The organism is Micromonospora zhanjiangensis, assembly GCF_042650605.1.
Taxonomy (GTDB): Bacteria; Actinomycetota; Actinomycetes; order Mycobacteriales; family Micromonosporaceae; genus Micromonospora_J; species Micromonospora_J zhanjiangensis.
The window spans coordinates 25,295-42,727 of sequence record NZ_JBHSBN010000037.1 but is presented as its reverse complement, the minus strand read 5'-3'; the positions used below and the strand labels follow the sequence as shown (position 1 = coordinate 42,727).

Here is a 17,433-nt window from a genome sequence, read left to right as displayed (position 1 = left end):
CGGCACCGAACGACCAGGTCAACGTCCAACTGGACAACGCGTCGCCGAGGTTCGTGATCGACACGTTGGCACCGAACCCGCCCTGCCACTGGGACGACACGGCGTAGTTCACCGAACAGCCCGCCGCTGCGGCGCCGGCCGGGCCGGCGGCGACGATCGTCGCCGACGCCAGTAACGCGGCGCCGGTCGCAGCCAGGAAAACATTTGTCGATCTGGATCTGGTCATGAAGCACCTTCCTGAGGGATGGCGGCCGACGCATGTGTGGGGGACGATGGTTGTGAGCGTTAACAGCCGTGTCGGGTATGTTACGGGAGCGCTCCCATACCATCAAGCTTGTCTATGACTCTTTGGGCGCCTCGTCGCCGGGTCGTGCCGGCCACCCGGCGGTACGGTCAGTCGCGGGCCGCGGCGGTGTGCTCGACCGGCACCCGCTCCGCCTCCGGCGGTGGTGGTGGCGGGGTGCCGTCGCCGAACGGCCGGCCACCCAGCGCCTCCCGGCCGTGCGGGTCGAGCCAGCCCCCGAGGTCGGGCCCCAGCGGTACGACGCCGGTCGGGTTGATGTCCCGGTGCACCTGGTAGTAGTGCCGCTTGATGTGATCGAAGTCGATGGTGTCCCCGAAGCCCGGCGTCTGGAACAGGTCCCGGGCGTACGCCCAGAGCACCGGCATCTCGGTGAGTTTGCTGCGGTTGCACTTGAAGTGTCCGTGGTAGACCGGGTCGAACCGGACCAGGGTGGTGAACAGCCGGACGTCGGCCTCGGTGATCGTGTCGCCGACCAGGTAGCGCCGGTCACGCAGCCGCTCCGACAGCTTGTCCAGCCGGTCGAACAGCCGGCGGTACGCCTTGTCGTACGCGCCCTGGCCGCCGGCGAAGCCGCACCGGTAGACGCCGTTGTTGACGTCCCGGAACACCCCGTCGTTCACCTTGTCGATCTCGGCGCGCAGCGACTCGGGGTAGAGGTCCGGCGCGCCGGCCCGGTGGTACGCGGTCCACTCGGTCGACAGGTCCAGGCTCATCCGGGCGTAGTCGTTGGTGACGACCTGGCCGGTGGGCACGTCCACCATCGCCGGCACGGTGATCCCCCGTTGGTAGTCGGGGAACCGCGCGAGGTACGCCTCGCGCAGCCGTTCGATGCCCAACACCGGGTCGCGCCCGCCCGGGTCGAGGTCGAAGGTCCAGCTCCGCTCGTCGTGGGTGGGGCCGGCGACGCCCATCGAGATGGCGTCCTCCAGGCCGAGCAGCCGGCGGACGATGATCAGGCGGTTGGCCCACGGGCAGGCCCGGCTGACCACCAGTCGGTAGCGGCCGGGCTCCACCGGATAGCCGTCCCGACCGTCCGCCGTGATCCGGGTGGCGATGTACCGCTGGTCCCGGGTGAACTCACCACCCGGCTCCACGTACTTCCCGCCGGTCTTCCACGACTCCGGCTCGACGCCTTCCGTCCGCTCTGCCATGCGATGCCTCCACCCGCTCTCGCGTCCCGTCCCCTCATCATGGCCGGTCGGGCGCCGGTCGGCCCGGTGTTGCCGTTGCCCACCCGTCACGTGGCGCGTCGACGGGCGGCCGGTACGACCAGCGGCGTACCGGTCTCCGGGTCGGCGATCACCCGGCACGGCAGCCCGAAGACCTCCGCCACCAGGTCGGCGGTGACCACCCGGGCCGGCTCACCGGCGGCCACCACCCGCCCGTCGCGCATGGCGATGAGATGGCTGGCGTACCGGGCGGCGTGGTTCAGGTCGTGCAGCACCGCGACCAGCGTCCGGCCCTGTTCCTCGTGCAGCCGGGCGCACAGGTCCAGGATCTCGATCTGGTGGGCGATGTCCAGGTACGTGGTCGGCTCGTCGAGCAGCAGCAGCGGGGTCTGCTGGGCGAGCGCCATGGCTATCCACACCCGCTGCCGCTGCCCGCCGGACAGCTCGTCCACCAACCGGTCGGCGAGGTCGGCGACCCCGGTGGCCGCCAACGACTGTGTGACCACCCGCTCGTCGTCGCGGGACCACTGGCGCAGCAGCCCCTGGTGCGGGTACCGCCCCCGGGCGACCAGTTCGCCGACCGTTATCCCGTCCGGGGCGACCGACGACTGCGGCAGCAGGCCGAGGGTGCGGGCCACCTGCCGGGCCGGCCGGCGGTGGATGTCCGCCCCGTCCAGCAGCACCGCGCCGGCGGTCGGTCGCAGCAGCCGGGACAGCGCACGCAGCAGGGTGGACTTGCCGCCCGCGTTCGGGCCGATGACCACGGTGAACGACCGGTCCGGGACGGCGACCGTCAGGTTCTCGGCGATGACGCGCCGGTCGTAGCCGAGGGTCATCCCGGTGCCGATCAGCCGGGAGGTGCCGGTCACAGCCGGCCCGCCCGACGCTCCGCGGCCAGCAACCAGACCAGGTACGCCCCGCCGAGCGCGCCGGTGACCGCGCCGACCGGCAACTGGTGGCCGGCGAAAGCCCGCTGGGCCAGCAGGTCCGCGCCGACGACCAGGGTCGCGCCGACGCACATCGCGGCCAGCAGGTTCGGCCCGGGGGAGCGGGTGAGCCGTCGGGCCAGGTGCGGCGCGGTCAACGCCACGAACGACACCGGTCCGGCGGCGGCCGCCGCGAACGACACCAGCAGCACCGCGGCGGCCAGCAGCGGCGGTCGCAGTCGCCGGACCGGGACACCGAGGCCGCTCGCGGCGTCGTCACCCAGCTCCATCATTCGCAGCGCGGGGCCGCAGCCCAGCAACACCGCCGGCGTGACCACCGCGAGCACGGTCAGCAACGGCAGGGCGTCGGACCAACCGCGCCCGTCGAGGCTGCCGGTGAGCCAGCGCATGGCCCGGGCCGCGTCCATCAGCGGCGCCCGGGTGAGCAGGTAGCCGTTGACCCCGGTGAGGATGGCGGAGAAACCGATGCCGACCAGCACCAACCGGTGACCGTGCGCGCCGTTGCGCCAGGCGACCGCGTGGATCAACAGGCCGGTCAGCAGGCCGCCGGCCACCGCCGCGCCGGACAGGGCGAGGCTGTCGCCGCCGAGCACGACCACCACCAGCGCGCCGGTGGCCGCGCCCTGGGTGAAGCCGAGCACGTCGGGGCTGCCCAGCGGGTTGCGTACCAGGGACTGGAACACCGCCCCGGCGAGCGCCAGGGCCGCACCCACCAGGACGGCGGTGACCATCCGGGGCAGCCGTAGCTGGTGGACGATGAAGTCCTCCGCCGGGTTGCCCGCGCCGGCGAGCACGCGCAGCACGTCGGCCGGGGTCATCGGGTAGTCGCCGCCCGCGACGGCCAGCACGCCCAGGCCGGCCGCGAGCAGCCCGCAGCCGGCACCGGCCGCCAGCGCGCGCGGGCGGAACCGGAGGGAGAACCCACCGGGGGTACGCAGCACGGCCGCGGTCCGGGCCGTCGTCCGGGACCGCGGCAGCGGGCCACCGCGCGCGTTCACGGCGCGGCCACCCGTCGCCGGACGACCAACCAGAGGAACAAGGGGCCGCCGAGGACGGCGGTCACCATGCCGACCTGGAGTTCGCCGGGCCGGCCGAGCACCCGGCCGAGCACGTCCGCGCCGAGCAGCAGCACCGGCGCGAGCACCGCGCAGTACGGCAGCAACCAGCGCAGGTCGGGCCCGGTCAGCACGCGGACCAGGTGTGGCACCAGCAGCCCGACGAAGACGATCGGGCCGCAGGCGGCGGTGGTGGCGCCGCAGAGCAGGGTGACGACGGTGATGACGGCCGCCCGGATCAGCGCGGGACGGGCACCCAGCGCCCGGGCCGCGTCGTCACCGAGGGCGAGCGCGTTCAGCGGGCGCGCGGCGGCCAGGGCGAGCAGCAGGCCGGCGAGCAGGAAGGGCAGCACCCGGGCCACGGTCGAGGACTGCGCGCCGGCCAGCGAACCCACGGTCCAGAACCGCAGCCGGTCCAGCGACGCGGCGTCGAGCAGCATCACCGCGCTGACGTACGAGTAGAGGGTCGCGTTGAGGGCGGCGCCGGCCAGGGCCAGCCGGGCCGGGGTGGCGGTGGGCCCGCCGCCGACGGCGTAGCCGAGCGCGGTGACCAGGGCCGCGCCGAGCAGCGCGAACCACACGTACCCGTCGAGGGCGGTCACGCCGAGGACCGCGGCCGTGGCGACCGCGGCGGAGGCGCCGGCGTTGATGCCGAGCAGGCCCGGGTCGGCCAGGGGGTTACGGGTCAGCGCCTGCATGGCCGCGCCGGCCACGCCCAGCGCCGCGCCGGCGAGCAGGCCGAGCAGCGTACGCGGCAGTCGCATCCGGTGCACCACGGCGTACCCGGCCGAGTCGGGGTGCAGCAGGCCCGACCAGACGTCGGCGAGCGGAAGCTGTCTCGCCCCGACGGCGATGCTGAGCACGGCGACGACGGCGAGCAGGGCCACCGCCCCGGCGAGGCCGACGGCCCGTAGGACGGTTCGGCCGCGCCGGCCCCGGCGGGGGATGACCGCAGGTGGAGCGGTGGCGGGCAACTCGGTGGTGGACAGAGCGATCTCCGAGGGTGCGGACTGCCGAACGCGGCTTGACAGCAAGTTAGGTTAGGTTAACCTAACCGCGCTGTCCATGGTCGCACCGGCCCCGATCGAAAGACGACGCCATGACTGATCACCTCTCCGCCCGCCGCCTGTCCCGCCGTGGTTTGCTGGCCGGTGGTGCCGCCACCGTCGCACTGCTGGCGACCGGCTGCGGCAACCGCGGTGGCGCCACCGGACCGTCGTCGAGCGGCGGTGGCGGACCGTGGTCGTTCACCGACGACCGCGGGGAGAAGGTGAGCCTGGGCGGCCGACCGACACGGGTGGTGGCCTTCACCGGCGTCGCCGCGGCGCTCGTCGACTTCGGCCTGGACGAGCAGATCGTGGGGGTCTTCGGCGAGACGAAGCGGACCGACGGCACGGTCGACCCGCAGGCCGGCGACCTCGACGTGCGGGGCGTGCAGGTCCTCGGCAACGTGTGGGGCGAGTTCAGCGTCGAGAAGTACGCCGCCCTGCGCCCGGACCTGCTGGTCACCCACATGTACGACCCGGGTGCGCTCTGGTACGTGCCGGACGAGAGCAAGAGCAAGATCCTGCCGCTGGCTCCCAGCGTCGCGATCACCACGGCCCGGGTGCCGATGACCAGACCGATCGAGCGGTACGCCGAACTCGCCCGGTCGCTCGGCGCGGACCTGTCGGCGAAGAAGGTCACCGACGCCAGGGCCCGCTTCGACGCGGCGGCCGAGTCGGTCCGCCAGGCGGTCAGGGCGAATCCGGGGATCAAGGTGCTGGCCTCGTCCGGCAGCCCCGACCTGTTCTACGTCTCCAACCCGAAGGTCAGCACCGACCTGATGTACTTCGCCGAACTCGGGGTCGACGTCGTGCTGCCCGACAAGCTCGCGACCGGCGACTACTTCGAGGCGCTGAGCTGGGAGAACGCCGGAAAGTTCCGGGCCGATCTGATCCTGTTGGACAATCGCGGCACCGCGCTGCAGCCCAGGGACCTCGCCGCCAAGCCCACCTGGGCGCAGTTGCCGGCGGTCAGGGCCGGTCAGGTCACCCCCTGGGACGCGGTGCCCCGCTTCTCGTACGCCGGCGCCGCGCCGCTGTTGGAGAAGCTGGCCGCGGCGATCCGTACCGCCCGGAAGCTGACCTGACGGGCGACGGCCGGCCGGCCCGACCAGGGTGGGAACCGGCGAGGTGGTGCAGGCACCACCGTGGACGGTAGACCGGTCTGGTCGGCGACTGGGCAGCGGACGTCAATGACCGGACCGGGCGGAATCGACATGATCGATGCATGACAACGCCACGGAACAACATCGGAGAAAAGCCCCGCCGGAACCGGATGGCGGCGGTCCTGCTGGCCGCCGCGATCGGGCTGACCGCCACCGGGATCGGCACCGCAGCCGCCGCGGTGACCGACCGGCACGCGACGGCGACCGCCCACGCCACGCCCGGCAACACCGGCGTGATGGACGACGTCGCCCGCTCGATGATGGCGGTCGGCCCGCCCGGATTCGTGGCCCGGATCGGCACCGACCACCGGGCGACCCGGACGGCCGCCGGGCTCGCGGACATCGCCACCGGACGTCGCGCCTCCGCCCGGGACCAGTTCGAGGTCGGCAGCAACACGAAGACCTTCACGGCGGTCCTCGCCCTGCAACTGGTGGACCGCGGCCAGCTCACGCTGGACGCGCCGGTCTCCCGGTACCTGCCGGGCACCGTCCCGAACGGCGGGAACATCACCGTACGGATGCTGCTCAACCACACCAGCGGGCTGTTCAGCTACACCGCCGACGACGGGTTCAACGTCGAGTTGGCGCAGCACCCGCAGCGGGTCTGGACCGACCGCGAGCTGATCGCCGTGGCCTTCGCGCACCAGCCGAACTTCGCGCCCGGCAAGGGCTGGAGCTACTCCAACACCAACTTCATCCTGGCCGGGCTGATCCTGCAGAAGCTGACCGGCAAGAACATGGCCGACCTGGTACGACAGCGGATCGCCGAGCCGCTGGGCCTGCGACGCACCTACTACGCCAACCCGCGCGCCGTCCACACCGGACCGGGCTACCTGCACGGCTACGGGGTCAAGCTCGCCGGCCCGGAGCGGGAGTACATCGACGCGGCCAGCTGGCCGATCGGTGGCTGGGGCGGTGCCGCCGGCGCCGTCATCTCCGACCCCGACGACCTCTCCCGGTTCTTCTCCGCCGTGCTGCGCGGCGAGCTGTTCTCCCCGGCTCAGCTCAAGCAGATGAAGACCACTGTCGAACTGCCGGCAAACTTCCCCATGAAGGGTGGCTACGGTCTCGGACTGATCCGGCTCGACTCGGCGTGCGGCACGGTGTGGGGACACGGCGGTGACACCATCGGGCACCACAGCGTTACCCTGGCGACCGCCGACGGTCGGCGCACCGTGGTCACCGACGCCAACGCGGAACCCTTCGACGCGACGCCCAATGCCAAGTGGGACCACTTCTACCAGGTGGCCATGGCCGCCACCGACGCCTCGGTGTGCGCGATGCTCGGCAAGCCGGTCCCGGACTCGGTGCTGAAGGACCTGCACAGCGCGCCCCCGGCGCCGGCCGCCACAAAGTAGCTCCCCTCCGCGGCACACCCGACGCCTCCCGGCCGTTCCCGCCGGGAGGCGTCGGTCGTCCACGGACCCGGCGCGGCCGTGCTGACCCGCCGCGGCGGCCTGCCACTGTCCCACGGTGGACCGCCGTGGCACTCAGGGTGTCGGGAGCGTGGCGCCGAGCCGGTCGAGGTAACGGTCGACGTCGGCCCGGTCGTGGCTGGCCACCCCGACATGCCCGTCCGGCCGCACCAGGACGTACGTTACGCCGGCCGGCACGCCGTAGGCGTCGCGCGCATGCCCGCCGGTGTCGACGAGGTCCACCCGGCGGCCTCCGGCGCGCACCGAGAGCCGGTCGTCGCCGGTGAACGTCAGCAGGCTGACATGCGGTCCCCGGAACAGGTCGAACAGGCGTACCGGATGCCCGTCGGCGTCCCGGCAGGGCGCGTCCGGGGCGCGGTCGCCGGCCCGCGGGCCCGGCGCGGCGGGCCGGTGCTCCGCAGCCAGCGGCCCGTCCCGGTACGTGACGCCGAGCTGCTTGAGCCTCGGGTCGTCGCGCCGGTGGGCGTCGGCGGCCCCGCGCACCGCCGCGTCGTAGAGGGTGGCACTGATGCCCAGGACGTCGGCGGCGACCGGCAGTCGCTCGGCCTGGTAGCTGTCGAGCAGGCCGTCGGGCGCTCCGGCGAGCACCAGGGCCAGCTTCCAACCGAGGTTGTACGCGTCCTGCACACCGGTGTTCAGACCCTGGCCGCCGGTCGGCGGGTGGACGTGGGCGGCGTCGCCGGCCAGGAACACCCGCCCGACCCGGTACCGGTCGACCATCCGGATGTTCGACCGCCACAGCGAGGTCCAGCCGACGTCGACCAGCCGGATCCCGGCGCGCCCCGTGGCCGCGTCGAGGATCTCCCGCACCGCAGGCGCGGTCGTCTCCGGTGTCGAGTCGGGGGCCACCATGGCGGTGAACTGGAACAGGTCGGTGCCGGCGAGCGGGCAGAGCGCCACTGCGCGGCCGGGATCGTCCGGCTCCGGCCAGACGTGCCAGTGCGCACGGTCGACGCCGGTGGCGCGTACGTCGGCGACCAGCATCCGCTGGGTCTCGACCGTCTCGCCGAGGAACGCCATCCCCGCCGCCCGTCGTACGGTGCTGCCACCGCCGTCCGCGCCGACCAGGTAGCCGGCGCGGATCGACCCGGTCCGGCCCGCCCGCGCGACGGTAGCCGTGACGCCGGCGTCGTCCTGGCCGAGGCCGACCAGTTCGGTGCCGGTCTCGACCGATCCGCCGAGTTCGGCCAGCCGGTCGCGGAGGATCTCGGTCGTGCGGAACTGCGGCACCATCCAGGCGTTCGGGTACGGCTCACCCGGGGCTGGCTCGCGGGGTTCCTCCAGCCGACCCTCCCAGACGATCTCGGCGCCGCGGTACGCCCGCATCGGTGGGTAGGGGCCACCGGCCGCGCGGATCCGGTCGAGCACGCCGAGATCCTCGAAGACCTCCTGGGTACGCGGCTGCAGCCCCTTGCCGCGGGACCCGGTGAACGGGGTGGGTGACCGGTCGACGACGCGGCAGGGGACGCCGCGCCGGGCCAGGTCGATCGCGAGCGTCAGACCGGTCGGTCCGGCGCCGACGATCAACACGTCAATACCTGAATCCCGATTCAGTGAATTCATATTCAGTATGGTGCGATGCTCGATAGGCTCTCGTCAAGGGACGGACCGGAAGGTGGCGATCCGGAAGGTGGCGATGGCAGAGGCTACGGCCGGGGCGGGGACGCGCAAGCTGCGCGCGGCGCGGACCGAGGCCGCGCTGAAGGAGGCCGGGCTGCGGGTGTTCGCCCGTGTCGGATACCTGAACGCGAAGATCACCGACATCACCACCGAGGCCGGGCGGGCGGCCGGCTCCTTCTACAGCCACTTCGCCGGCAAGGAGGAGTTGCTGGAGGCGCTGCTGGTCGACCTGCTCGCCGAGGCCGACGAGACCGCCGCTGGGCCCGGGCACAGCGACGACTTCACCGACCTGGCCGCGGTCCGCTGGCACGTCGCCGCGTTCTGGCGGCTCTTCCGCGCCCACCGGCCGGTGATGATCGCGCTCAACCAGGCGGCGATGGTCGACGCGCGGTTCGCCGACCGGCTGCGGGAGATCCTCACCCCGGACGTCGCGCATCTGGCCGGGCACCTGCGCCACGTCACCGCCGCCGGTGGCGAACTGCCCGGCGATCCGCTGGTCGTGGCGTCCGCCATCAGCGCGTTGCTCTGGCAGGCCGCGTACGCGTGGCAGACCAGAGGCGCCGGGGATGTCGGTCGGACGCTGCCCGACGACGAGGCGATCGACACGCTGGCCCGGCTCATCCATCGGGGCGTGGTCGGCGCGGGCGGCTTTGTTGCCGGCGGGTAGCGCGCGCCGCAGAAATCTATCATTGTAAATCAATGGTCCGTGTCACGGCCGGGACCGGCGCGGTCGCTCGGGGTGAACCATCTCGTCAGCCGTCCGGCGCGGGCCAGACCCGCCCTGATCACGGCGCGCAGCCTAGGGCAGGCCGGTGGAGAGGCGCGGCGACCCGCCGAAGCCGCCGCGCCTCCGATCGCGGTTTTCCGGTGGTACGGGACTCAGCCCGCGCTGCAGGAGACCGAGGGCCAGCTCCAGTTGCCGTTGGCCTGGATGGTCACGCCCCAGTTGTTGCCGCTGCCGTTCGGCTTGGCGCTGAGCACTTGGGCGCTCGGGTAGCTGGCGGTGACGTTCCAGGTGGAGAGCACCTTGGCGGGGGACGGGACGTTCATCGTCACGGTCCAGTTGCTGGAGCCGGAGACCGAGACGTTGAGGTTGTACCGGTCGCTCCACTGCTGGCCGGCGGAGAGCGTCGCGGTGCAGCCGCCGTTGCCACCGCCGCCGTTGCCGGGGTCACCACCGCCGGAACCCCCCAGGGTGATGTTGGAGCTGCCGCTGCTCTGGTAGCCCTCGGTGGCCAGGATCATGTAGTCGAAGCTGCCGAGGCTCATGCCGTTGCGGGCCCAGGCGTCGAAGTGGTTGCCGGTGGTGATGGTGCCGCCGGTCTTCTTCGACTGTCGGACGCTCCAGTACTGGTTGAACGTCTTGGTGCCCTCGATCGAGGGGGCGTTGTAGCGGGTGGTCTGGTAGATGTCGTACGTGCCGCCGTCGGTGGTGACGGTGCCCTTGTAGGTGCCGGTGGGCCGGTAGGTGCCCCAGTTGTCGACGACGTAGTACTCGACGAGCGGGTTGCGGGTCCAGCCGTAGAGGGCGAGATAGGCGTTGCCGGACGGGTTGAAGCTGCCCGAGTAGTTGACACTCCGACGGCCGCCGGTGCTCCAGCCCTTGCCGGCGACGAAGTTGCCGGTGTTGCGCCACGAGGTGCTGTAGTTGCCGCCGGAGCCCAGGTCCATCGAGACCGTGCCCTGGCTGTCGGTCCAGAACGAGTAGAAGTAGCCGTTGTTCGTGCCGGTCTGGTTCGAGGTGATGGCCGCGTACGCGGTGCCGGGCAGCAGGGTCGCGACCGCGACCAGGGCCGCGGTCCAGGCGCTGCCGACGAGCAGCCGGATGCGTCCGCGGCGCTTGGGTGGGGCGGGGGAGTCGGTCATGAGCGGGTGTCCTCCTCGGGCGACCGAGATTGATGTACATCGAACTCTGTCGGGGCGCCAGTTTGGATCTGACGTCGTCGCGTTGTCAACGACTTCCGGAACGTTCCGGAAGTGCTCGACGGGTCAACGGTGGGGATCGGCTCCATTGCGGCCGCACTCGGCCGGCCGGGCGCGCGGACAGAGGGCCGAAAATTTCGGCCGCCTATCGATGACTGCCGGCGGGTGCCCGGGGTCCGCCCAACCGGTACGCCGTCGCGGAGCGATGAGTTTCTGGCCGACGGGCGGTCGTATAGAGCGTGACGGCTGTCCATACCCGGTTCGCCATCGGCGCGCGGATCACGCGGGCGGACATCCCGGTCCTCTGCGCCGAGTTGGCCGCGCTGCTGCGCCGGCCGGACCGGGGCGTCGTGCTCTGCGACACGAGCGCCGTCATCCGCGCGGACGTGGTGACGGTCGAGGCGCTGGCCCGGCTGCGGTTGACCGCCGGTCGGCACGGTTGGCGGTTGGTCGTCGGCGGTGCCGACCCGACCCTGCTGCAGATCGTCGCCCTGCTCGGCCTGACCGACCTGCTCGGTCCGGCCGACGACCTGCTCAGTCCGGCCGACCTGCGGACCGAGCCGGGCCGGGAGGCCGGTCCGTCAGCCGAGCCGGGCCGGGAGGCCGAACAGCGGGAACAACCGGGTCGTGTCGAGGAAGTTGTTGACCGCCGCGATCCGGCCGGCGGATAGCTCCAGCACGATCAGGGCCCACGGCTCGTGCCCGGAGCCGGACAGGCTGGGTCGGTACTGGCCGAACGCCGGCATGCCGTTGGCCGTCACCGGCACCAGGCGGGAACCGCGGCAGCCGCTGCCCGTACCGGTCATCCAGGCGAGGATGTCGGCCGGGCCGCGCAGCCACAGCGGCAGCGGCGGCATCGACAACGTCGCGTCCTCGTGCAGCAGGGCGGTCAGCGCCGTGAGGTCGTACGTCTCGAAGGCCGCCACGTACCGCGCGAGCAGCGCCTGCTGCCCGTCGTCCAGCGGATTGTGGACGTCGGCGGTGAGGTCGGCGGCGGCGACGGCCGCCCTGGCCCGTTGCAGGGCGCTGTTGACACTGGCCACCGAGGTGTCCAGCAGCTCGGCCACCTCCTGCGCCGACCAGGCCAGCACCTCGCGCAGGATGAGCACGGCCCGCTGCCGCGGCGGCAGGTGCTGGAGCGCGGCGACGAAGGCCAGCCGGACCGAGTCGCGTCGGGCGACCACCTCGGCCGGGTCGGTGCCCTCCGGCAGCACCCGGCTGTCCGGCACCGGGCCGACCCAGATCTGCTCCGGACGCGGCTCGCCCGGGTCGGTGGCGTGGCCGGACCCGGCCGGTCCGAGGTCCATCGGCCGGACCCGCCGCTGGGCGCTGGTGAGCATGTCCAGGCAGACGTTCGTGGCGATCCGGTACAGCCAGGACCGCAGCGCGGACCGCCCCTCGAACCGGTCGTAGCCGCGCCAGGCACGGATCATCGTGTCCTGTACGGCGTCCTCGGCCTCGAAGGCGGACCCCAACATGCGGTAGCAGTAGCCGGTCAGCTCCGACCGGTACGCCTCCAACTGCCCCTCGATCGGGACGCCGGTCGCCAGATCAGTCACGCTCCCGAAGTTACCCGAACTCCACCCGGCAATGGCGATGAGTTTCCGGTGGCCGCCCGGTCAACACCGATGTCAGTTCGACGCCGACCTCATGGAGCACGTCATGACCATCACCCAGCAGGGCACCGGATCCACCGGCACCGGCCGGTACGCCGACGTCAACGGCATCAACCTGTACTACGAGACGCACGGCGCGGGACGCCCGATGATCCTGCTGCACGGTGGGCTCATGTCGGGCGAGTCGTTCGGGCCGATCCTGCCCAGCCTGACCGACCACCACCAGGTGGTCCTGGTCGACCTGCAGGGCCACGGCCGCACGGCCGACATCGACCGGCCGCTCGACGTGGCCCTGATGGCCGACGACATCGCGGCACTCATCGACCACCTCGGGTTGGACCGCCCGGACGTGGTCGGCTTCTCCCTGGGTGGCGGGGTCGCGCTGCAGGTCGCGGCCAGGCACCCGGGCAAGGTACGTCGGCTGGTGATGGCGTCGGCCGGCATCCGCCGCGACGCCACCTACGCCGAGATCCTCGACCAGCAGGGGCAGGTGGGTGCCGCGGCCGCGGAGTTCATGAAGGAGACTCCGATGTACGAGCTCTACCAGCGGGTGGCGCCGCGCCCGGAGGACTTTCCCCGGCTGCTGGACAAGATCGGCGTGGCGATGGCGAAGGACTTCGACTTCACCGAGCAGGTCCGCGGCCTCCAGGTGCCCACCCTGGTGATGGCCGCCGACGCCGACATGTGCCCGCCGAGCCACTTCGTCGAGGTCTTCGAGCTGCTCGACGGGGGGCAGCGCGACGGTGGCTGGATGGGCGAGGGCCGGCCGAAGGGCGGCCACGCGCTGGCCATCCTGCCCGGGCTGACCCACTACGACATCGCTTACTCCCCGCTCTTCGCGGTGGCCGCGCTCGCCTTCCTCGACCGGGAGGACCGAGCCTGAACCGCCGGTGGCGGATCCGGGCGGCGGACGGCGATCGCGAAGGGTTCCGCGAACCCTTCGCGATCGCTGGTGGTGCGTCCGGGATGCCGCGCGATCAGCACCGTACCCAGTTGAAGTTGAAGAGGGTGTCGACATCGCCCTCGGAGGACATCATCGACATGCTGCTGCGCGCCTTCGAACTGCCCGCGTCCACCCGCAGCTCGGTGTTGATGTTGAGCACCCGCTGTTGGTCGCACGGGACGTAGACCTGCACGTGGGCGACGTCCGAGGTCTCCCAGAACTGGTTGACCGGGCCGGCGAACGTCTCCTCGGTGCTGCTGCCGGCGGACGAGCCCTGCCAGTAGTAGTTCGTGCGTTGCAGGCCCGTCGCGCCGGCCGCGAGCCGGGCCCGGCCACGGTATTCGGCCTCGGCGATCGCGAAGGTCCAGCCCGAGGGGACCCCCACCAGCACACCGACCTGGCAGTTCTTCCGGCGGTCCGTCGGGTCGGCGCCGTCACCGGCCTCCGCGACGAAGTTGGAGTACCGGATCCGGAAGCCGGTCTTGTCGGGGTTGCCGATGACCCGGGCGGTGCCGGGGGCGCAGCCCGAACCGTTGGCGGCCACCACGTTGAGCGTGATGGTGCCCTCCGGCACGGTGGCCAGTTGCGCGCCGGAGTCGCTGGTGACCGCGTGCGCGGGCGTGGACAGGGACAGCGCGAGCGCCGTGCCAAGCACGGCGAGAACCCCACGCCTTGCGCCGACGAGGTTTTTCATCATTCCGTTCCCCTCGGGTGCGTACGTACTCAATGCTGACTGGGTATGGCGCATGCGATATCGCAGAACTACCCGACGGACACCTTTGCCCATTGGGATTCCGTGATAGGCCGTGAGTAGCCGGCCAGGACGCTTCGTGGTGTCCCGCGAGGGAATGGTAGCGATGTGACGCGGTGCACACAACCATTGACGGTGGACGATTGCTCGGAAGATCGCGTCGGTGCCGGCGGAAAGGCTGCCGAACGCACCCAGTCGGGCACTTTGCCTGATTTCAGAGGCGTTTCAGGCGCAACTCGCGCGGCTGATGTGTCCCGTTTGGTCGGTAAGGTGCTCTGTGCCGCCCGACGCGCAAGGGCGTGAAAGTTCGGCAAACCGGCTACCGCCAGATCATTTCCGCAGTATTTCGAAAGAAATGGAAAGGCGTTGACGTCCGTCGATGTAAGTAATTACATTGTCCCCGCACGTATCGTCGAATCTCCTCGGAGGAGGCTTCATGCACAAATTGTTGGTGCGTGGTGGGATGGTGCTCGCACTGCTCGCCTCGTCGCTGCTGGCGGGCACGCCCGCGTCGGCCGGAAACATCATTACCAACCCGCCGCCCGACAAAGTCGTGATTGATTTGGTCGCGATGGCCGGCTCCGGCTGCCGGCCCGGCACCGCCGCTGTCGCGGTCTCGCCGGACAACACCGCCTTCACCACGATCTACAGTGACTACCTGGTCCAGGCCGGGCCCGGCATCTCGCCCACCGAAGGGCGGAAGAACTGCCAGCTCAACGTGCTGGTGCACGTACCGCAGGGGTTCACCTTCGCGATCGCCAAGGTGGACTACCGCGGGTACGGGCAGCTCTTGAAGGGCGCCGTTGCCTCGCAGCGGGCCAACTACTACTTCCAGGGCATGAGCCAGGGCACGTACAGCGACCACCCCATCGCCGCGCCGCTGGACGACAACTGGCTCATCAGTGACCTGGTGCCGATCGCGTCCACGGTGTGGAGCCCGTGTGGGGAACTGCGGAACCTCAACATCAACACCGAGATGCGGCTCACCCGCGGTACGTCGTCGGGCACCAGCTTCCTGACCATGGACTCGACCGACGGCAGCATCGACACCACGTACCACTTCGCCTGGGAGCGCTGCCGCTGACCCACCCAAACCGTCGCCGACGAGCTGAGCACACATCGGAACACGGCGGTTGACGAGGCGGGGGTGACCGGTTCACGGACCGGTCACCCCCGCCCTCGGCCTGTCCGCCGGCCGTCCGGTCGATGTTCGGCATCCGGCACGGCCGGCTCGGTGAGCTGCGTCCGCAACGTGTGCGCGTCCGCCGCGGTGGCGGTGACCAGCCATCCCGGTCCGGCCAGCGGCACCCGGACGGCGGTGGGGCCGAGTACGACCGGCGCGACCGGCCGGCTGCCCGGGCGGACGCCCAGCAGCGACCCGGTCGCCGGCGCACCACCGAGCACGGCCGGGCCGTCCCACCCGTCGGCGCCGGGACCGACGTCGATCCGTTGCCGCAGCAGCGGTGTCCCGGCGTAGTCCACCGACGTGTGGACGCTGGCGTCACCCGGCCGCTCGGCGTGTCGGCCGCACACCAGTTCGTCCCGCCAGAGCACGCTCCCACCCGCCGCCACCGCCACCGTGGCCGACGTGGTGTGCCGGCAGCCCGCGGCGGCGACGGTCTGCTCGGGCAGCCAGTGCAGGATGCCGCCGGCACCCACCGTCGCCGAGACGGCGAACCGGGACGGCCGCCGTGACCGCGCCGGCAGGGCCACGCTGGCGGCGACGGTACGCAGGCACAGCGCCGCCTGGGGGCGTACCTCGATCTCCAGCTCCAGGTCGTCGCCGCCGAGCGGTCCGGCCGCCCCGCCGACCAGGTGCACGACGGCCGACCCGTCGTACGACCGGGTCCGGCGCAGCAGCAGTGGTGGCTCCTCGCGCAGCTCGACCAGCCGGGTGCCGCCCCGGTCGTCGACCTCCGCCACCACCCTGGCCCGGGCCCGCATCAGCGCGGTGCGGGCCGGGCCGCGCGGTCGGCGACGAGTCGGCGGACCCAGTCGGCCACGGCCGTGGCCTGCCGGTCCCGGACGATGGACAGGAAGACGGTGGGCAGTTCGCCGCGGCGGGCTCGCGCGTCGCGCGCCATCACCGACAGGTCCGCGCCCACCAGCCCGGCCAGGTCGGTCTTGTTCACCACCAGCAGGTCGGCGGTGGTGACACCGGGCCCGCCCTTGCGTGGCACCTTGTCCCCGCCGGCCACGTCGACGACGAAGATCTGGTGGTCGACCAGCCCCTTGCTGAACGTCGCGGTGAGGTTGTCGCCGCCGCTCTCCACCAGCAGCAGATCCAGCGGCCCGAGCGTGGCCTCCAACTCCTCCACGGCGTCGAGGTTGGCCGAGATGTCGTCCCGGATCGCGGTGTGCGGGCAGCAGCCGGTCTCCACCGCACGGATCCGGTCCGGTGGCAGGACACCGTTGCGCTTGAGGAAGTCGGCGTCCTCGGTGGTGTAGATGTCGTTGGTGACGACGGCCAGCCGCAGGTCGCCGCCGAGGGCCCGGCACAGCGCGGCGACCAACGCGGTCTTGCCGGAGCCGACCGGGCCGCCGATGCCGACCCGCAGGGCCCGCCCCCCGGCGGGCAGCGCCGCGTGCGGGTCGACCGCGGGATCCGGATGGCGGTGCGGGACGGACTCGTCGGGTGCCACGTCGTCCGGAACGTGGCGGGGCGTGGGTTCGTGATCAGGACGCAAAGAGACGCACCTCCCAGGTGGCGTGGACCTCGGCATGGATGTCGGCCAGCGGCGCGGCGTGCGCCGGCAACGCGGCCGGGGGCCCGGCGGCGTCGAGCACGGCTGCCCCCGCCACCGCGTCGCAGGCGCCGGCCAGCCGGGCCAGCACCGCCTGGGTCCGGTACGGATCCAGGCCGAGCAGGCGTACGGCGGCACCGGCCGGCCCGGTGACCGTGCCGTACGCCCCGATCAGCGCGGCCCGGTCGACGGTGAGGCCGGCTGCGGCGGCGGTGACCCCGAGCGCGATCGGTTGGTGGCACCCGTCGGAGTGCCGGGGCACCAGGTCGAGCAGTGGCGAGGGCCAGGTGGTGCGGGCGGCGCGCAGCAGCGCCCGGCCCTGCCGCCGGGAGGCCAGCCGGGCGGCTGGCGCGGCGGTCCGGGCGTCCAACTCCGCGTCGAGCCGGACCAGCGCATCCCGCGCCCGGGCCACACCAGGGCCCGGCGCGACATGGTCGCCGGCGCCGCTGCGATCGGTGTCGGCGGCGCGCTCGCCGTCGGCGGTCCGGTCGGCATCGGCGGGGTGGCCGGCCGGGGTGGCCGCCAGGTGGGCGGCGGCCGCGAAGGCGGCGGCGACCCGGCCGGCGGTGGCCAACCGCCCGCTCAGGAACGCCGCCAGCCCGTCGACGTCGGTGACCCGGCCGGCGGCCACCGCCGCCTCCAGCCCGCTGGAGTGCGCGTGACCGCCCGACGGGAACCGCCCGTCGGCGAGCAGCAGCAGGGTGGTGGTGTCCATC

At 72.3% G+C, this 17,433-nt stretch carries 18 protein-coding genes; 6 read left to right on the top strand and 12 right to left on the bottom strand.

The genetic code is table 11. The features are described 5' to 3' along the window. The 5 genes from ACFOX0_RS30810 to ACFOX0_RS30790 form a co-directional block, all read right to left on the bottom strand. Positions 1-226: cellulose binding domain-containing protein (locus tag ACFOX0_RS30810; protein ID WP_377552581.1), on the bottom strand; the 226-nt coding region annotated here is incomplete at its 3' end. Between the two features lie 167 nt (positions 227-393). After that, entirely contained in the window at positions 394-1,455 is a 1,062-nt protein-coding gene (locus ACFOX0_RS30805; RefSeq protein WP_377552579.1) for a glutathione S-transferase family protein, read from the bottom strand. A gap of 86 nt (positions 1,456-1,541) precedes the next feature. After that, positions 1,542-2,309, bottom strand: coding sequence for an ABC transporter ATP-binding protein (locus ACFOX0_RS30800; RefSeq protein WP_377552587.1), 768 nt, complete (start codon positions 2,307-2,309; stop codon positions 1,542-1,544). Positions 2,310-2,338: 29 nt separating this feature from the next. Further along, positions 2,339-3,361: a FecCD family ABC transporter permease gene (locus tag ACFOX0_RS30795; protein ID WP_377552585.1), complete on the bottom strand. Its 1,023-nt coding sequence runs from the start codon at positions 3,359-3,361 to the stop codon at positions 2,339-2,341. A 53-nt stretch (positions 3,362-3,414) separates the two neighbouring features. Beyond that, complete coding sequence (locus ACFOX0_RS30790; protein WP_449288878.1) at positions 3,415-4,422, bottom strand: FecCD family ABC transporter permease; 1,008 nt, start codon at positions 4,420-4,422, stop codon at positions 3,415-3,417. A 152-nt stretch (positions 4,423-4,574) separates the two neighbouring features. Between ACFOX0_RS30790 and ACFOX0_RS30785 the strand changes: the two genes are divergently transcribed. Continuing rightward, positions 4,575-5,606, top strand: coding sequence for an ABC transporter substrate-binding protein (locus ACFOX0_RS30785; RefSeq protein ID WP_377552577.1), 1,032 nt, complete (start codon positions 4,575-4,577; stop codon positions 5,604-5,606). 140 nt (positions 5,607-5,746) lie between these two features. Further along, the gene (locus ACFOX0_RS30780) at positions 5,747-7,042 is read left to right on the top strand and encodes a serine hydrolase domain-containing protein (RefSeq protein WP_377552575.1); all 1,296 of its coding nucleotides are present in this window, start codon (positions 5,747-5,749) and stop codon (positions 7,040-7,042) included. 132 nt (positions 7,043-7,174) lie between these two features. On the opposite strand, the gene ACFOX0_RS30775 is transcribed toward ACFOX0_RS30780, so the two are convergent. Then, complete coding sequence (locus ACFOX0_RS30775) at positions 7,175-8,683, bottom strand: FAD-dependent oxidoreductase (protein ID WP_377552573.1); 1,509 nt, start codon at positions 8,681-8,683, stop codon at positions 7,175-7,177. 73 nt (positions 8,684-8,756) lie between these two features. Between ACFOX0_RS30775 and ACFOX0_RS30770 the strand changes: the two genes are divergently transcribed. Further along, entirely contained in the window at positions 8,757-9,407 is a 651-nt protein-coding gene (locus ACFOX0_RS30770) for a TetR/AcrR family transcriptional regulator (RefSeq protein WP_377552571.1), read from the top strand. Between the two features lie 212 nt (positions 9,408-9,619). Here the strand turns inward: ACFOX0_RS30770 and ACFOX0_RS30765 are convergent, their stop codons facing one another. Beyond that, positions 9,620-10,606, bottom strand: coding sequence for a glycoside hydrolase family 11 protein (locus tag ACFOX0_RS30765; protein WP_377552569.1), 987 nt, complete (start codon positions 10,604-10,606; stop codon positions 9,620-9,622). Positions 10,607-10,902: 296 nt separating this feature from the next. Here ACFOX0_RS30765 and ACFOX0_RS30760 point away from each other — a divergent pair, with 296 nt between their 5' ends. Further along, on the top strand, positions 10,903-11,334 hold the full coding sequence (locus ACFOX0_RS30760; RefSeq protein ID WP_377552567.1) for an STAS domain-containing protein: 432 nt from the start codon (positions 10,903-10,905) through the stop codon (positions 11,332-11,334). On the opposite strand, the gene ACFOX0_RS30755 is transcribed toward ACFOX0_RS30760, so the two are convergent. Continuing rightward, the gene (locus tag ACFOX0_RS30755) at positions 11,245-12,222 is read right to left on the bottom strand and encodes a sigma-70 family RNA polymerase sigma factor (RefSeq protein ID WP_377552565.1); all 978 of its coding nucleotides are present in this window, start codon (positions 12,220-12,222) and stop codon (positions 11,245-11,247) included. The two genes, ACFOX0_RS30760 and ACFOX0_RS30755, sit on opposite strands and share 90 nt — an antisense overlap. A gap of 103 nt (positions 12,223-12,325) precedes the next feature. On the opposite strand from ACFOX0_RS30755, the gene ACFOX0_RS30750 reads away from it, so the two are divergent. Next, complete coding sequence (locus ACFOX0_RS30750) at positions 12,326-13,162, top strand: alpha/beta fold hydrolase (protein WP_377552563.1); 837 nt, start codon at positions 12,326-12,328, stop codon at positions 13,160-13,162. 94 nt (positions 13,163-13,256) lie between these two features. On the opposite strand, the gene ACFOX0_RS30745 is transcribed toward ACFOX0_RS30750, so the two are convergent. After that, on the bottom strand, positions 13,257-13,877 hold the full coding sequence (locus ACFOX0_RS30745) for a DUF4360 domain-containing protein (protein WP_377552561.1): 621 nt from the start codon (positions 13,875-13,877) through the stop codon (positions 13,257-13,259). A gap of 532 nt (positions 13,878-14,409) precedes the next feature. On the opposite strand from ACFOX0_RS30745, the gene ACFOX0_RS30740 reads away from it, so the two are divergent. Beyond that, positions 14,410-15,057: a DUF4360 domain-containing protein gene (locus tag ACFOX0_RS30740; RefSeq protein WP_377552559.1), complete on the top strand. Its 648-nt coding sequence runs from the start codon at positions 14,410-14,412 to the stop codon at positions 15,055-15,057. A gap of 83 nt (positions 15,058-15,140) precedes the next feature. Here the strand turns inward: ACFOX0_RS30740 and ACFOX0_RS30735 are convergent, their stop codons facing one another. Genes ACFOX0_RS30735 through ACFOX0_RS30725 form a run of 3 tightly spaced genes read right to left on the bottom strand, consistent with a single transcriptional unit; the run spans position 15,141 to position 17,432 of the window. Further along, positions 15,141-15,896: an urease accessory protein UreD gene (locus ACFOX0_RS30735; protein WP_377552557.1), complete on the bottom strand. Its 756-nt coding sequence runs from the start codon at positions 15,894-15,896 to the stop codon at positions 15,141-15,143. Between the two features lie 20 nt (positions 15,897-15,916). After that, positions 15,917-16,615: an urease accessory protein UreG gene (gene ureG, locus ACFOX0_RS30730; RefSeq protein WP_377552555.1), complete on the bottom strand. Its 699-nt coding sequence runs from the start codon at positions 16,613-16,615 to the stop codon at positions 15,917-15,919. Between the two features lie 34 nt (positions 16,616-16,649). Then, the gene (locus ACFOX0_RS30725; RefSeq protein WP_377552553.1) at positions 16,650-17,432 is read right to left on the bottom strand and encodes an urease accessory protein UreF; all 783 of its coding nucleotides are present in this window, start codon (positions 17,430-17,432) and stop codon (positions 16,650-16,652) included. Between the last annotated feature and the right edge of the window lies 1 nt (position 17,433).

What these genes read in the sequence shown, in the direction of transcription:
- ACFOX0_RS30780 (WP_377552575.1), top strand. Translation starts at nt 5,747, where the DNA reads ATGACAACGCCACGGAACAACATCGGAGAAAAGCCCCGCCGGAACCGG.
- ACFOX0_RS30805 (WP_377552579.1), bottom strand. Translation starts at nt 1,455, where the DNA reads ATGGCAGAGCGGACGGAAGGCGTCGAGCCGGAGTCGTGGAAGACCGGC.
- ACFOX0_RS30785 (WP_377552577.1), top strand. Translation starts at nt 4,575, where the DNA reads ATGACTGATCACCTCTCCGCCCGCCGCCTGTCCCGCCGTGGTTTGCTG.
- ACFOX0_RS30765 (WP_377552569.1), bottom strand. Translation starts at nt 10,606, where the DNA reads ATGACCGACTCCCCCGCCCCACCCAAGCGCCGCGGACGCATCCGGCTG.
- ACFOX0_RS30740 (WP_377552559.1), top strand. Translation starts at nt 14,410, where the DNA reads ATGCACAAATTGTTGGTGCGTGGTGGGATGGTGCTCGCACTGCTCGCC.
- ACFOX0_RS30800 (WP_377552587.1), bottom strand. Translation starts at nt 2,309, where the DNA reads ATGACCCTCGGCTACGACCGGCGCGTCATCGCCGAGAACCTGACGGTC.
- ACFOX0_RS30775 (WP_377552573.1), bottom strand. Translation starts at nt 8,683, where the DNA reads ATGAATTCACTGAATCGGGATTCAGGTATTGACGTGTTGATCGTCGGC.
- ACFOX0_RS30725 (WP_377552553.1), bottom strand. Translation starts at nt 17,432, where the DNA reads ATGGACACCACCACCCTGCTGCTGCTCGCCGACGGGCGGTTCCCGTCG.
- ACFOX0_RS30750 (WP_377552563.1), top strand. Translation starts at nt 12,326, where the DNA reads ATGACCATCACCCAGCAGGGCACCGGATCCACCGGCACCGGCCGGTAC.
- ACFOX0_RS30770 (WP_377552571.1), top strand. Translation starts at nt 8,757, where the DNA reads ATGGCAGAGGCTACGGCCGGGGCGGGGACGCGCAAGCTGCGCGCGGCG.